This window comes from Xenorhabdus ehlersii, assembly GCF_003610465.1.
GTDB lineage: Bacteria > Pseudomonadota > Gammaproteobacteria > Enterobacterales > Enterobacteriaceae > Xenorhabdus > Xenorhabdus ehlersii.
In genome coordinates this window covers 1219330-1234708 of the sequence record NZ_RAQI01000001.1, presented here as the reverse complement: position 1 = coordinate 1234708, position 15379 = coordinate 1219330, and the positions used below count along the sequence as shown (strand labels likewise).

Genomic DNA, 15379 nt, shown 5'->3' with positions numbered 1-15379 from the left:
GTGCAAACTAAACACATGGTCGCTTTCGAAGATGAACTGCGTTCACACCCACTGGCTCAGAGAGCACTCAGTGCACATCCACTTTCCACAGAACAAAAAAGGATCTGGTTACTGACTCATTTATCTGATGCCAACATGATGCCCATTACTGCTCGCGTTCAGGTAAACGGGCATGTAGATATTGCAACAGTGCAAATTACTCTCAGTCAGTTAGTGACCAAGGCTGAAACCCTGCGTAGCCTGTTCATTGAAGTGGCAGGTCAACCCGTCAGGCTATTAATGCCGACAGGACAGGTACAATTTGAATTTTTCAATGCAACCCCCTCTGAGTTTGAATCTGAGCTTATCATCAAACAACTTCAGCAACCTATTGATGTCAGTGAAGGCCCATTACTGCGCATTTTCATCAACAAATTCTCTGAAGAAAAATATGATGTTGTTTTGGCTGGTCACCCCATCTCTCTGGATGAAGTCTCACTAAGACTTATTGCAGAATTGATATTTTTACCAGCAAGTGATTTGCCTTCGTTATCGGCTGGTGATTTGACGGCTGCATTTCAGGCAGAACAAGTTCGCTTAGACGATGAAGCAGTCAGAAGCACAATTTATCAATGGGGACAAAAACTGCAAGCTCCAGCCGCAACCGAAATCCCGATTGAATTTCCTCGACCAGAGATCAAACTGACACAACGTAAAATCCACAAAATACAACTCAGCAAAGCATGGCAGACAAAAAGCCCAGAACATTTTATCTCTTGCTGGCTCGCCGTGTTGATGCGCTGGCAAGGTTCCCATGCTGCCGTTTGTGGCGTTAAGGTTCGCGATCCTTCTCTTTCTGCTGTTATCGGGCCATTGCAAACATTCCTGCCCATTCGGGTTGATTTGGCCGAAAACGGTACACTGGGGGATATCAGCCAACAGGTCGCTGAACAGTTGGCCGCGGAAAACAAAGTGTCATTTTCCAGTTTGTTGGAAATCTGCCCACCCAAAAGGGATCTGAGCCGAACACCTTACTTCCAAACTGGCTTGAGATATGTCGAAACCAGGCAATATCCCGATTTAAACCGTAAGATCGAGCTGGTGGAATGCTCGCCACTGTTCTCATCCAATGACCTTGATCTCTACATCACCTGCTATGAGAGAGAACAAGAGATGACGCTGGTAATGGACTATGACTGCAACGTTTTGACCAAGAAATTGGTCGATACACTGGAAGAAGCGTTAACAACACTGCTATTTGCTCCCCCTGATCAGTGTCTTGAAACTGCATTGTTGATATCAGACAAAACGCGGGAAAATATCTTGGCAGTTTCACAGGGCAGCAGAACACCAGCCTTGAATGCAACACTCTCTGATTTGGTTGCTGAGACGGTAAAATCAGCGCCGGACAACATCGCTATCGTGGATGATACTCAACAGTTGAGTTATGCAGAATTATGGAATCGCTCTGAATCTGTGGCTGCGAATATTCAATCACACGTTGCACAATCAAAACTAATTATTGCCGTATGCCTGCCCAGAACGGTTGATTTCGTTACTACAGTATTAGGTATATTACGTTCAGGTCACGCATTCCTGCCCCTTGATCCACGCCTGCCCAGTGACCGAATCCGCTTTTTATTGGAAAACAGCGGTAGCTCATTGGTCGTCACTTCACAAGGGCAGATCACCAGTGACTGGCCCAAAGTGCCTATACTTTGCATGGAAGACCTTGATACTTCAATTAGCTGGCAAGCCCCTGAAAACTTGTCAGACAAAGATGCCGCTTACATTATTTACACCTCTGGCAGCACCGGACAACCCAAAGGGGTACTCGTTGAACATCAGCAAGTGGTCAATAACTTAATATGGCGTCAACAAACTTGGCCTCTGCATCCGCAAGATAACGTCCTACATAATCATTCATTCAGTTTTGATCCCAGTATCTGGGCACTATTCTGGCCTCTCACCAGCAGCGCCACCATTGTGCTGGCAGATACGGCAGCAATGGAAGATTCAAACATCCTGATCAACCTGATTAAACAACATCAAATCAGTATATTGGGAGGTGTACCCAGCTTGCTAGGAGCCTTGGTCGATCATCCCCAGGCAGAAAGTTGTCATTCCATCCGGCTTGTACTCAGCGGCGGTGAAGCACTGAATTCAGATTTGGTACAGAGGTTCCACACCGTTTGGCAGGCCAAGGTCATTAACCTGTATGGGCCAACAGAAACAACTATTGATGCACTGGCTTATGCTGTTCCGAATGATATTTACGACCCTATTCCCATCGGTTATCCCCTGAACAATGTTGATGCCTTTGTCGTTGATCCTGATCTTAATCTCGTCCCCTGTGGTGTTCCTGGCGAGATCATGATTACCGGCAAAAGTCTGGCTCGCGGTTATCGGAGTAAACCGATGGAAACCGCCCTGCGTTTCCTGCCCAATCCTTTCGGTACAGGGCGTCTATATGCCACTGGAGATATAGGGCGTCGTTTGTCTAATGGCGCGATCAGTTATCTGGGACGGCGTGATCATCAAGTAAAAATCCGCGGGCATCGCATTGAACTTAACGAAGTTGCCCATGTAATACGTCAGGTTTTGGATATCAGTGAAGTGATCGTTTTTGCGATTGATGCAGGAACAGAACAAGCAAGACTGATTGCAGCAACAGACCAAAAAACAGAATGGGATGCTAACAAGATCCTCTCGCAATTATTCCAACATTTACCGACTTATTTAGTACCAGCACAATTCCTGCTGATGGATAAGTTACCCAAAACCACCACCGGAAAAGTGGATCTGTTAAAACTAGCTGAATTGGCAACACCAACTAAAACGGAGACTACCACACTCAAGGGACGTGATCCCCTGTCAAAACTGGAAGAATCCGTCATGCAAGATTTTGCTCAGGTACTAGGCTTGTCAGAAGTCACACCTGATACCGATTTCTTTGTTCAAGGTGGTACATCCATTCTCTTAACCCGATTGGCGGGTAAACTGGCCACACTGCACCAAGTTCAGATCCCATTACATGAATTTTTCCGGGTTCCTACGCCCGCTGCGGTGGCAGAAGCCATAGAAATTTATCGGCGCGAAGGTTTGTCTTCCCTCCTTGCCCGTCAGCATGCACAAACCCTGGAAGGCGATATCTGGCTGGATGACAACATACAATCTCTGGGACTGCCACATGCCAATTGGTATCAGCCTGAATTAGTCTTCCTTACCGGAGCAACAGGTTATTTGGGGTTATATCTGATCGAACAACTCCTGAAACGGACATCCAGCAAAATAATCTGCCTGTGTCGTGCTAAAGACAGTGAACATGCCAAAGAACGGGTTATTGAAGGCCTGAAAAAATATCGCATTGAAATTGAAACCGAACTGCAGCGGGTCGATTTTTGGGTCGGTGATCTGGCGCTTCCCCACTTCGGCCTATCCGATAATCAATGGCAATCACTAGCCAACCATGTAGATGTGATCTACCACAATGGTGCTTTGGTCAACTTTGTTTATCCCTACAGTGCACTAAAAGCCACCAACGTAGGTGGTACTCAAACAGTCTTCGAACTCGCCTGTACAGCCAGATTAAAAAACGTCCACTACGTTTCTACTGTGGATACTCTGCTGGCGACACACATGCCACGACCATTCCTGGAAAATGACAACCCATTGAAGTCCGCCGTTGGCGTTCCGGCTGGCTATACGGGCAGTAAGTGGGTAGCCGAAGGGGTCGCCAATCTCGCTCGCCAGCGAGGTATTCCCGTAAGTATTTTCCGTCCTGGATTGATTCTGGGACATACAGAAACAGGTGCATCTCAGAGTATCGACTATTTATTGGTTGCACTACGCGGCTTTTTGCCAATGGGCATCGTGCCGGATTATCCACGTATTTTTGATATCGTACCGGTAGATTATGTTGCTGCCGCCATTGTGCATATTTCACAGCAACCACAGAGTCGGGGTAAATTCTTCCATCTCTTTAACCCAGACCCCGTCTCCATTCGCCAATTCTGCGATTGGATCCAGGACTTCGGCTATAAATTCAAGATAGTGCCTTTTGAGGAAGGTAGAAAACGCGCTTTAGCCGTTCCACCCGGTCATCACCTTTACCCATTGATCCCCCTGATCAAAGATGCCGATCCCAAACCACATCGGGCACTTGATCCGGCTTATAGGCATGAAGTGAACCCAGAATTAGAAGGACAGCAGACGTTTGAGTTACTGGCATCCTCAGACATCCCCCGTCCAATTACCATGAAAGGATATGCCCACAAGATCCTGAATTATCTGATTGAGACCGATTTCCTGATAGCACCAGAAACTCTACAACACCAGACACAGGAACAGAAATAACATGAGTCAGTCATCTTTCCCGATATCAAGCAATCCTTTCATTCTGGGCATACCTGAAGACTTACCCGTGGACGAACAAGGTTTGCAGTCAGCAAAAATGCTGGCAAGTCAAGTTATAACACAAATTGAAGCAGCACAGGCTTATCGGAGCTTGACGACGTTCATAAGCACATTAAACAAAATTCACCAACAACTCCCTCAGGTTTCCGATGGCGTCGTAGTGGATGATCCCCGAGAAAGTCAGGAAAACAGAGATAATGATAAAGCGTTCTGGATTGAGAGGCATCGGGGAGAAAGCACCGCTCTATTAATCAAAGCTACACTGGAAGCCACCGTGCAGGTCTGTGAATTAGTCGAGCGTTGGGGCACCAACTTGAGCCAAGACGAGTGGAATCAGGTCATCTCTACCGTCGATGCTATTTTGCATACGATTATCGAGCCACGCAGTATGCCGCAAACCAGGAACTATTCATTGGCCCTCCCTGCTCGGCAAGAAGATCCAAACATGCCCTTTAGACGCTGGGTAAGAGGACACCTGCTGTTTATGGTGCTCTGCCAGGGAATGAGCCTGTCCCTCAACCTGATGACAAGGGCCGCCCAGAATAACGATATAGAACTTGCTCATGCACAAGCCAACCGAATTATTCAATTGATGGATATCTCTCGGATCACGCTTGAGTTCGCTACCGATCTCAATCAAGAACAATATCTAAGCGAAATCCGGCCGACATTAATGCCGCCCATAGCACCTCCCAAAATGAGCGGCATTAATTGGCGTGATCACGAAGTATTGGTTCGCCTGATGCGCCAGTCGACACCAATCTGGAGTTTTATTGAACAAACACATCCCAAAACTGTTGAGCGCATGCGCTCGGTGCTGACTGAAGTTTACACCGCTCATCGTAGCGTTTGCGAAAAATTTGTGGGGGAAAGCAGCAGTAGCCTACTCGCCAGAAAAAAAGCGGCTACCCCTGCCGGCCAAATTCTGGAAGGGCTTAAAAAAACTCGGATGAGATCCCTGGATACAAGCTCCCTGACCCCAGATGAACACAAAAAATAATCCCAGCATGCCATTTATTAAGGAGACCAATATGGCAACTTTTCTTGGTGAAAATGACTCCGTGTTGTGCCTTGTCGTTACTAACGCCAACAAACAATATTCAATCTGGCCAAGTGGGCGGGAACTCCCGTCTGGATGGTCTAAAGAAGGGTTTGAAGGATCACGTAGTGACTGTCTGAAATACATCGACCTCGTATGGACAGAGCCTACGGCTTATGGCTCGACACAGTAATAGTAAAAACAGTAGTAAAAACGTTATATGCCGACCCAACCATTAACCTATAACAATATTATTATTAAGGAATTAAGATATGACATCTACCCATCGCTCAGTTGACTATACAAAGCCTGCTCAACTTGATATGGCGGGACTCAGTTATCTCCTATTTAGTCATGCGGCATTCCAATATCTTAGAGCAGCTTGTGAGCTTAATTTGTTTGAAACGATCACAGACCTTCATGAACCTACGAAGGAAAAAATCAGAACAGCGTTGGGTTTGGAAGAGCGAGCAACAGATATCTTGCTATTAGGTGTCACCTCATTGGGTATGTTGACAAAAGACAACGGAATTTACAGAAATGCTGAGGTCCTGGAAGAACTCATGAGCACGGCTGATTGGCAACGCTTTAAAGATACTGTGGCATTTGAGCAGTATATTGTCTATGAGAGCCAGCTCGACTTTACCGAATCTCTGCGGGCAAATAACAATGTCGGTTTACGGCGTTTTCCAGGCACAGGTCGTGACCTTTACCACCGTATGCACCAACATCCTGAACTTGAAAAAGTTTTCTATAAATATATGCGTTCTTGGTCTGAACTTGCCAACAAAGATTTGATTAAACACCTTGACCTGTCCAACACACATCGTCTGCTGGACGCAGGTGGTGGCGATGCAGTCAATGCTCTTGCCCTGGCACAGGCCAATCCTCACCTGCATGTGACCTTGCTCGATATAGAATCAGCGTTGGCAGTTCCCAAATCCAAAATTGCAGCAGCAGGGCTTGGAGACAGAGTTGAAGCCAAGGCGTTGGATATCCTGCATGATCCTTTCCCAACAGGCTACGATTGCATCCTTTTCGCCCATCAACTGGTTATTTGGACACTGGAAGAAAACATACGCATGTTGCGCAAAGCCTATGATGCCCTGCCAAAAGGGGGACGGGTTGTGATTTTCAACTCAATGTCAAACGATGAAGGAGATGGCCCTGTTGTTGCTGCGCTAGACAGCGTTTACTTCGCCTGTCTGCCCGCTGAAGGAGGGATGATTTATTCTTGGGAACAATATGAACACTGCCTGAATGAAGCCGGATTCAAAGATCCACAACGCATCCGCATTCCAGGCTGGACGCCACATGGCATCATCATTGCCCATAAATAATTATTACCTATAAAAGACTGAGGGTATAAATCACATTAAGTCATCCAGCCTCTTAAAGCCGGATGACTTTTTGCCACACATTCAACACGATACCCATTTAACAACATGCTCAATGAAAGGAAACAACAATGGACACGCAAAGTGACAACAACACACCTCAACAAATTAGACAGATCTTATACAGTCAATTGATATCCCAAGCTATACAGACTTTCTGTGTCCTCAATTTGCCCGATTTAATTGACACGTCTAACAGCTCAATTGAACAATTAGCAAACCAAACTCAAACCAATCCGGCCGCTCTGGCGAGACTACTTCGGGCGCTGACCCAATTTGGTCTCGTCACCAACACGGATGGAGAATTTGCTTTAACCTTATTAGGTAAGAGCCTAACAAGACAAGCAGTCGCCTCTGCACAGCCAACTGCATTGCTGATCAACGGAGAAATAGGGCAGGCCTGGCGTGGTATAACAGAGACTATCCGTAGTGGAAAATCCAGCTTTGAAGAGTTCTATCACGCTACCCTGTTCAAATATCTTGAAGCCAATCCAGAAAAAAGAGCTATTTTCGACCGTTCACAGGATATGGGATTAGAATTGGAAGTCCCTGAATTATTAGATCATCTTGTCATTGGTGAATCAGAAACCATTTTAGATATTGGGGGAGGATCAGGCTATCTACTCACGCGAATATTAGAAAAATGGCCGAACAATCAGGGGATTCTCCTTGATTTACCTGTCGCTACAGAGATAGCTCGGAAGAAATTGGCTGAACAAGGAAAAACGGGGTTATTCCAAATCATCGCAGGTGATTTTTTCAAAGCATTGCCTGAAAATGCCAGTATTTACCTGCTGTCACATGTACTCCATGATTGGAGCGATGACAATTGCAGAAAAATATTATCAACGTGCCATCGAAATATGCCTAAAAAGGCCATACTCATCATTATCGATTTATTAGCCTCAGACATAGAAGACACAAATGCAAATAAAACTGCTGCCATGATGGACTTATATATGCTGTCTCTTTTTGGTATTTCTGGCGGTAAGGAACGCACGGAAAAAGAATTTAGAGAATTACTCGGACAAGCTAATTTTACCGTTAAAGAGATCACCCAATTACCCAGTGGCAACGGCATTATATATGCCACACCCAAGTGACGCATGGCGCCAATAAACTCGTAACACTAATAAACCAGTAACACCATAATGCGAATATACAATGACACATCTTACTTTATAGATTATAAAGAACACGGCCTAATCGACCTGATAATTTAGAGCCTAAGGGAATAGGCTTTATAAAACTAATTTAATAATGTTATTAAATTGGCTGAAATTAATTAATGAAACTTTTTACTTGTCAAACAGGGTTAATTAGCCAAAGTTTTAATTGTAATGTGTAACTATGAGGAAAAATGATGTCAAAGCTCATTTATTTTGTCGCTGCAACAATGGATGGTTATATCGCAACGGAAAACCACGAGTTGGATTGGCTCTATGAATTCACACTTGGCGATGATGCCACCCCGTATGATGATTTTTACCGTGGAATTGGCGCGGCCATTATGGGTGCTGAAACTTATGAATGGATCATGAAAAACTCAGCGGATGACTGGCCCTATAAAGATATTCCGTCATTTATTCTTTCTTCAAGAAAACTATCCATTCCTGTAGGGATCAACGCGGTAGTCACCCAAGAATCCCCTAAGTCCATCGCTTCCAAGGCAAGACTGGCAGCAAAAGACAAAAATGTCTGGGTCGTGGGAGGAGGAAAAACAGCTGCATATTTTGCTAATGCAGGTGAATTGCAACAATTGTTCATTACAACCATTCCCGTATTTCTGGGTTCTGGCGTTAATGTTCTGCCAATTGACCAAAAGACTAAAGTGGTTCCTAAGATGCAGCGATTATTACAAAGTGGTGCTATCGAAACCTTAATGGACGTAAAAATGAGCTAAGTATTAGCACTGCGTGTGACAGTACTTGTTCTTGCCAAGAAACTGTTATCACGCAGCCTATTGACAACACTGGGGAAACAACATGACTCGTATCATTTTGAGCCTGATTTTAGTCGTTGTTCTTGGTTTATCTGTATATCAAGGTGTCAGCATGGTACAACCGACAACGATGACCACCTTACCAACTAAAGAAACAGGATATTTAAACGTACAAAAAGCGCTCAGTATCATTGCAGCCAAACCACATCCTACAGTATCCACACAGCAAGAACAGATCCGCCGCTATTTACTCACAGAAATTCAAGCAATGGGATACCATGTTATCGAACAACCGTTCCTGTTCACTATCGATGAACTTGTTGCTCGTCAGGAAAAAATCTACTCACAACTTGATGAATACCAACGCCGCGCATTTGATGCAGAACTAGCACGAGTCGGTGCCAAAACTTTTGAAGAAGAAGTGCGCATCCGCTCAGGGCTAAAACAGGGAAACTCCGCTTACGGCACCAACATCATTGCTAAACGAACTTCTCCTGCCGCTAAAAACACGATATTGATTGTCGCGCATTATGACAGTGTGGGCACCTCTCCTGGAGCAGGGGATGATGGCATGGCTGTTGCCTCCATGTTGCAGCTAATGCGGGATCTGACCCAAGTAACGACGATAAAAAATAATGTTATCTTCTTACTAACCGATGGTGAAGAGTTAGGTTTATTAGGCGCAAATTATTTTGCCAACCAATTGACCGATGAAGAGTTACAATCGATTAGCCTTGTTTTGAATTTTGAAGCAAGGGGAAATCATGGTATTCCTGTATTATTTGAAACCTCTGCTCAACCTTATGCTCTGATGACGGCATTAAATAAGAATTTAAGCAACGTCACTGCATTCTCATTTACCCCTTTGATATATGATATTTTACAGAACGATACTGATTACACGGTATTTAAAGAAAAAGGGATAGCCGGACTGAATTTTGCAGTCGTACAAGGCTTCGAACATTATCACAGAATGAGCGATACGCTAGAAAATCTTTCCCCTGAAACCTTATTTCAATACCAGAATACCGTGAGAAAAGTGGGTTATTATTTTATCGTACAGCAAGATATGGAACTACTGGGACATAATAAAGATGCAGTTTACTTTCCGTTGCCCATATACGGGTTAGTTATAATTCCCTCCGATATCACCGCTGTCCTTGGTATCAGCATTTTAATTCTTTGTTTATTCTGGGGAAAACATCTTTTTCACCATCAGATGAATCGTAATGTAAAAAAATCTTACAGACAGATCCCCTTTATTTTTATTGGATTACTCTGTGCAATAATTTCCATAAAAATACCCGCCCTGTCTTATTTAATTACCATCCCGTGCCTATTTTTATTAATTTCACACATTATTCTATTTAAATTTAATCGATTTTATCTCGCGCTCATTATCACAACATTAGGAATATACTTTTCAAGCCTCTTATATACGCCTGTGGTTTACCTGATCAACAGCGGATTACAAAGCTTACTATTTGCTTTCATTATAGCCTTAATACCGACAATCATATGGAGTATCAATTATTGGTGCTTATGGAGAGCAATACCTCATTCATTCACGAAAAACCGATAGATAACAGGTTAAAATTCCCGTGGATCTGTTTTTCCAACCACACCATTCACACGGATATCATCGAATTGAATAACATTCTGCGCCGCCACCGGGCGCAGATCCAAGTTGTGACTCGCTAGGGTACGGATCTTTCTTTATTTTACCAAGCCATCGATGGTATGAACCTATAAGTCACATCTATTAATTACTGAAAAAACTAAAAACCCGATAATAATAAGTACTACGAATATAAAAAACCCTTTAATTTCAAATCAATGGCCTAAAATGTGATCTAAAACTCAAACAAAGCAACTTTTCATATTCAAAATATAAAAATCTGTCTAGGATTAACCTGCTATTACTTCAGTCTATTCATTATCTCATCATGAGAGAAATCATTCTGTTAATCGCAAAACTCCATTATTTATAACTCCTGCCACACCAAGGAGAAAGGCATGAAGAAAAAACAAATAAATCAAAAGGATATTGATAATCTTATTACCTTGATTGGTGGTAAAGAAAATATCGCTTCCGTCAGTCATTGTATCACCCGCCTCAGATTCGTTCTTAATACACCAGAAAATGCCGACGCCAAAGCCATTGAAGAGTTACCAATGGTCAAGGGATGCTTCACTAATGCCGGACAATTTCAGGTCGTGATTGGGACAAATGTGGATGTCTATTATAAAGCTCTGCTTGAAACCACAGGGAAACAATCCGTTAATAAAGAAGAAGTTAAACAAGCTGCTCGCCAAAATATGAAATGGTATGAAAATGCAATTTCACATTTTGCTGAGATCTTCTTCCCCCTACTGCCAGCCCTGATCAGCGGCGGTTTAATCCTCGGTTTTCGTAACCTGATCGGCGATATCCCGTTTAGTGAAGGCAAATCGCTCGCGCAACTCTATCCTGTCTGGCAGAGTATTTATGATTTTCTCTGGCTAATCGGTGAAGCTGTATTCTTCTACCTCCCTGTAGGTATCTGTTGGTCTGCCGTCAAAAAGATGGGCGGAACACCCATTCTGGGGATTATTCTCGGTATTACCCTGGTTTCCCCACAATTGATGAATGCCTACCTGCTTGGGCAACAAACGCCCGAAGTCTGGAATTTCGGCTGGTTTACCATTTCTAAAGTCGGTTATCAGGCACAGGTTATTCCTTCCCTATTAGCTGGCCTCACGTTGGGGTGGATTGAAACCCGGCTGAAAAAATGGGTACCAGACTATCTCTATCTTGTGATTGTCCCTGTGGCTTCTCTGGTACTGGCTGTCCTCCTTGCCCACGCCCTGATAGGCCCTGCCGGACGTGCTATCGGGGATGGTGTTGCCTGGGTTGTTAAAAGTCTAATGACGGGTAGCTTTGCCCCTATCGGAGCCGCCTTGTTTGGTTTCTTCTATGCTCCACTGGTTATCACGGGTGTACACCAAACAACACTGGCCATCGACCTGCAAATGATCCAAAGCACCGGAGGAACACCGATCTGGCCTATTATTGCGCTATCTAATATCGCACAAGGTTCTGCCGTTCTCGGCATTGTCTGGGCAAGCAAGAAACAAAAAGAACGCGAAATCTCTGTTCCTGCGGCAATTTCAGCCTATCTGGGCGTAACCGAACCCGCCATGTATGGTATCAACCTCAAATACCGTTACCCCATGTTCTGTGCGATGATTGGCGCAGCTCTGGCTGGACTGGTTTGTGGACTCAACCATGTGATTGCTAATGGTATCGGCGTTGGCGGAATACCAGGAATTCTTTCTATCAAGCCACAGTTCTGGATGATTTATCTGATTGCCATGCTCATCGCTATTGTTGTGCCATTCTTCCTGACTGTTCTGGCTTATCGCAGAAATGAACGCAAGGCGCTCTTACCCAATGAACAGGCCAATTAATTTTGTAGGTATCTATTTATGACGGAACAAAAACCATGGTGGATGGATAGCGTTATCTACCAAATTTATCCAAAAAGTTTTCAGGATAGTACCGGTAGCGGTACGGGAGATATCAACGGGATCACCCAACGGCTGGATTATTTACAGCGACTCGGCGTTGAGGCCATTTGGATCACGCCGATTTATCCCTCTCCGCAGGTTGATAATGGCTATGATGTCGCTGATTACTGTGCTATCAATCCTGATTATGGCTCCATGGAGGACTTTGATAATTTGGTGCAAAATGCCCATCGACGTGGCATGCGCATTATTTTGGATATGGTTTTCAATCACACTTCAACCCAACACCCGTGGTTCCAGGCGGCACAGGACATTAATAGCCCTTATCGCCAGTTTTATATCTGGCGGGATGGTTCTGAAGATTCCCTGCCCAATAACTGGAAATCCAAATTCGGTGGTAATGCGTGGCAATGGCATGCAGAGAGTCAACAATATTACCTCCACCTGTTTGCGGTTGAACAAGCCGATTTAAATTGGGAGCATGAACCGGTTCGCGCTGAGCTGAAAAAAATCTGTGAATTCTGGGCTGATCGTGGCGTTGATGGCTTGCGTCTGGATGTCATTAACCTTGTCTCAAAACAGCAAGATTATCCTAATGATGATCACGGCGATGGCCGCCGATTCTACACCGATGGCCCGCGGATACATGAGTTTCTGCAAGAAATGAGCCGTGATGTTTTCCAGCCTAAAGGATTAATGACCGTTGGTGAAATGTCATCCACCAGCCTTGAGAACTGCCAACGCTATGCTGCCCTGGACGGAACAACGCTGTCCATGACGTTTAATTTTCACCATCTAAAAGTTGACTACCCAAATGGAGAAAAATGGACTCGGGCAAAACCAGATTACGTTGAACTGAAAAAGATTTTCGCAACATGGCAGCAGGGTATGCACCAAAAAGCCTGGAATGCGCTTTTTTGGTGTAACCATGATCAGCCGCGCATTGTTTCTCGGTTCGGGGATGAACACCAACACCATAAAACATCCGCTAAAATGCTGGCGATGGTGTTGCACGGTATGCAAGGCACGCCTTATATTTATCAGGGCGAAGAGCTGGGCATGACAAATCCTCACTTTACGCGCATTGAAGATTATCGGGATATCGAAAGCTTGAATATGTATCAAGAGCGTATTGAGAAAGGTGTGCAACCAGAGGATATACTGGCGATTTTGGCGCAGAAATCCCGTGATAACAGCCGAACCCCCATGCAGTGGGATAATTCAGCAAGCGCTGGTTTTACCACCGGAACACCGTGGATTGCGCCTTGCAGTAATTACTCAGAGATCAACGCCGAAACCGTCTTACAGGACGAAGATTCCGTCTTCTATTGCTACCACAATTTGATTAAATTGAGAAAGCAACAGCCCATTCTGACATACGGTGATTACCTGGATCTGCTGCCAGAACACCCTTCACTGTGGTGCTATCTGCGTCGTTGGCAGGATCAAACCTTGCTGGTTATTGCAAACCTAAGCGATGAAACTCAACTTTGGTCTCCAGAACCTGCTCTTTTAAGCAAAGAATGGCAGGTATTGATGAGCAATTACCCATCACCTGCAACGGTAGATCATGAGATTAAAATTAAACCTTATGAATCAATATACTTAATATCCAAATGATAATATTATTGATATATCGTCATTTGGCATAATGAATTATTTATAAAATACTTAAAATACCCTACCTCACTAAAAATAAAACGAGGTAGGGTATTTTCTTTTAAAGACTCATGAAATGCATGTATATTAATGGCGCACCCACAAAATCCATGCCATACTTTTTTAATCTCAAACAAGGAGTATGCCATTATGTTTTACTCAAGATACTTAACTTATTTGGGGATCATCAGCCTACTATTATCTGCCTTTGCACAAGCAAAAGTACCATCTCAACAATTATCTCCAGACCAGAAAAAATACCTGCAACAGCAGATTAATGAGCAAGTTACAGATAAATCTGCACTACCAATGGTAGAAAGTTGGTCAGATACCAAAAAAGTGGCAGAGTTTATTTGTCGTCCTTTTGCCTTACCCATCATTAAGAAATATCACAAAGATGCTGATAAAGTTTTCCTCGGTGTGGTTTCAGAAGATAGTATAAGACTCAAACACCCTTCTGAGTTGGTCGGTATCGGTATGTATAGGACGGATGATGGCTGGCACGACATTCGATTTTCCTGCAAATTAGATGCAACTGGTAAAGCCCGATCATTCAAGTTCTTTCCCATAAAGGAGAATTAAATGAAATATCTCTGGCTTATGTTACTTATCTTCTCCCCACTCAGTTTTGCTGCCAGTTTTGACTGTGCCAAAGCCAAGGCACCGGATGAAAAAGCAATTTGTTCAGACCTAAAGCTAAATGATTTGGATGTGGAATTAAATGTGAAATATCACTTTCTGCGAGGGTTATTTGCCATGGGCGTATCTGGTGAAATGTATGATAACCAAACTGCATGGCTGAAACAGCGCCAAAAGTGCAAGGGTGATACAGCCTGTTTGCTGCAAAGTTACCACCAACGCATTCATCAACTTGATACACTGTATAATTGGATAGAGAAACCGATTTGATAATAAATAATTAGGGTTCCAAGGAACGGAGCGTAATACAACTTCCAATCAATAATAATCGTTAATATTTATTATAAATATCTGGACGAACTATTTTCTTTCTGCCAATGAAAGTGTTGCGCCATACTTTTATTCTCCGACATTTTTATCCTACAGAAACCCAGTAATGTGTACTACTGTGTGAGTACTAAACGAGAGAGCCAACCTATCAGCCCGAATAATGTGATAAGAAATGCAGCCTGACCTGGAAACATTCCCCATTGAGAAGCAAACATTGGTACTTGAGTAATAAAAGCGGCTAACACAATCCCAACGCAACCTTGCATCAACATCAGCATACTTATTATGCTTACTTATTTGAATGGAAAAATTGAGTTAAGCGGAGGGTAATTGGCGGAAGATCACAGGAGTCGAACCTGCCGAGGGCCGCTGGCGGCCCCACCGGGGACGATGATCTTCCATTAATGAAACTGATGAAGAGCAGGGATTATAGCGCGTCTCCAAGAATATCTAAACTTCTCCGTGACT

At 43.9% G+C, this 15379-nt stretch carries 11 protein-coding genes and 1 tRNA gene; 11 read left to right on the top strand and 1 reads right to left on the bottom strand.

The genetic code is table 11. The features are described from left to right. The 11 genes from BDE27_RS05855 (at position 1) to BDE27_RS05805 (ending at position 14851) form a co-directional block, all read left to right on the top strand. Entirely contained in the window at positions 1 to 4335 is a 4335-nt protein-coding gene (locus BDE27_RS05855; RefSeq protein ID WP_099131827.1) for an amino acid adenylation domain-containing protein, read from the top strand. A gap of 1 nt (position 4336) precedes the next feature. Continuing rightward, complete coding sequence (locus BDE27_RS05850; protein WP_099131828.1) at positions 4337 to 5395, top strand: hypothetical protein; 1059 nt, start codon at positions 4337 to 4339, stop codon at positions 5393 to 5395. Continuing rightward, positions 5379 to 5627 carry an MbtH family NRPS accessory protein gene (locus BDE27_RS05845; RefSeq protein WP_339352507.1) on the top strand — a complete coding sequence of 83 codons (249 nt, stop codon included), beginning with the start codon at positions 5379 to 5381 and terminating at the stop codon, positions 5625 to 5627. The genes BDE27_RS05850 and BDE27_RS05845 overlap by 17 nt, the downstream gene beginning before the upstream one ends. A gap of 79 nt (positions 5628 to 5706) precedes the next feature. Next, the gene (locus tag BDE27_RS05840) at positions 5707 to 6774 is read left to right on the top strand and encodes a methyltransferase (RefSeq protein ID WP_099131830.1); all 1068 of its coding nucleotides are present in this window, start codon (positions 5707 to 5709) and stop codon (positions 6772 to 6774) included. A gap of 128 nt (positions 6775 to 6902) precedes the next feature. Further along, positions 6903 to 7934: a methyltransferase gene (locus BDE27_RS05835; RefSeq protein ID WP_099131831.1), complete on the top strand. Its 1032-nt coding sequence runs from the start codon at positions 6903 to 6905 to the stop codon at positions 7932 to 7934. A gap of 257 nt (positions 7935 to 8191) precedes the next feature. Then, entirely contained in the window at positions 8192 to 8734 is a 543-nt protein-coding gene (locus tag BDE27_RS05830; protein ID WP_244208699.1) for a dihydrofolate reductase family protein, read from the top strand. Between the two features lie 82 nt (positions 8735 to 8816). Then, positions 8817 to 10355 carry a M28 family metallopeptidase gene (locus BDE27_RS19860; RefSeq protein WP_244208698.1) on the top strand — a complete coding sequence of 513 codons (1539 nt, stop codon included), beginning with the start codon at positions 8817 to 8819 and terminating at the stop codon, positions 10353 to 10355. 434 nt (positions 10356 to 10789) lie between these two features. Then, the gene (gene treB, locus BDE27_RS05820) at positions 10790 to 12223 is read left to right on the top strand and encodes a PTS trehalose transporter subunit IIBC (protein ID WP_099131833.1); all 1434 of its coding nucleotides are present in this window, start codon (positions 10790 to 10792) and stop codon (positions 12221 to 12223) included. 18 nt (positions 12224 to 12241) lie between these two features. Continuing rightward, positions 12242 to 13903 (top strand): alpha,alpha-phosphotrehalase, encoded by a 1662-nt coding sequence (gene treC, locus BDE27_RS05815; RefSeq protein WP_099131834.1) that lies wholly within the window; start codon positions 12242 to 12244, stop codon positions 13901 to 13903. Positions 13904 to 14092: 189 nt separating this feature from the next. Beyond that, complete coding sequence (locus tag BDE27_RS05810) at positions 14093 to 14524, top strand: hypothetical protein (RefSeq protein ID WP_099131835.1); 432 nt, start codon at positions 14093 to 14095, stop codon at positions 14522 to 14524. After that, positions 14525 to 14851, top strand: coding sequence for a lysozyme inhibitor LprI family protein (locus BDE27_RS05805; RefSeq protein ID WP_099131836.1), 327 nt, complete (start codon positions 14525 to 14527; stop codon positions 14849 to 14851). It abuts the gene before it with no gap. A gap of 391 nt (positions 14852 to 15242) precedes the next feature. Here BDE27_RS05805 and BDE27_RS19390 read toward each other — a convergent pair. Continuing rightward, positions 15243 to 15311, bottom strand: a tRNA-OTHER gene (locus BDE27_RS19390). Between the last annotated feature and the right edge of the window lie 68 nt (positions 15312 to 15379).

Coding starts and splice junctions, on each gene's coding strand:
- BDE27_RS05835 (WP_099131831.1), top strand. CDS start 6,903: ATGGACACGCAAAGTGACAACAACACACCTCAACAAATTAGACAGATC.
- BDE27_RS05850 (WP_099131828.1), top strand. CDS start 4,337: ATGAGTCAGTCATCTTTCCCGATATCAAGCAATCCTTTCATTCTGGGC.
- BDE27_RS05840 (WP_099131830.1), top strand. CDS start 5,707: ATGACATCTACCCATCGCTCAGTTGACTATACAAAGCCTGCTCAACTT.
- BDE27_RS19860 (WP_244208698.1), top strand. CDS start 8,817: ATGACTCGTATCATTTTGAGCCTGATTTTAGTCGTTGTTCTTGGTTTA.
- BDE27_RS05830 (WP_244208699.1), top strand. CDS start 8,192: ATGATGTCAAAGCTCATTTATTTTGTCGCTGCAACAATGGATGGTTAT.
- treB (WP_099131833.1), top strand. CDS start 10,790: ATGAAGAAAAAACAAATAAATCAAAAGGATATTGATAATCTTATTACC.
- BDE27_RS05845 (WP_339352507.1), top strand. CDS start 5,379: ATGAACACAAAAAATAATCCCAGCATGCCATTTATTAAGGAGACCAAT.
- treC (WP_099131834.1), top strand. CDS start 12,242: ATGACGGAACAAAAACCATGGTGGATGGATAGCGTTATCTACCAAATT.
- BDE27_RS05805 (WP_099131836.1), top strand. CDS start 14,525: ATGAAATATCTCTGGCTTATGTTACTTATCTTCTCCCCACTCAGTTTT.
- BDE27_RS05810 (WP_099131835.1), top strand. CDS start 14,093: ATGTTTTACTCAAGATACTTAACTTATTTGGGGATCATCAGCCTACTA.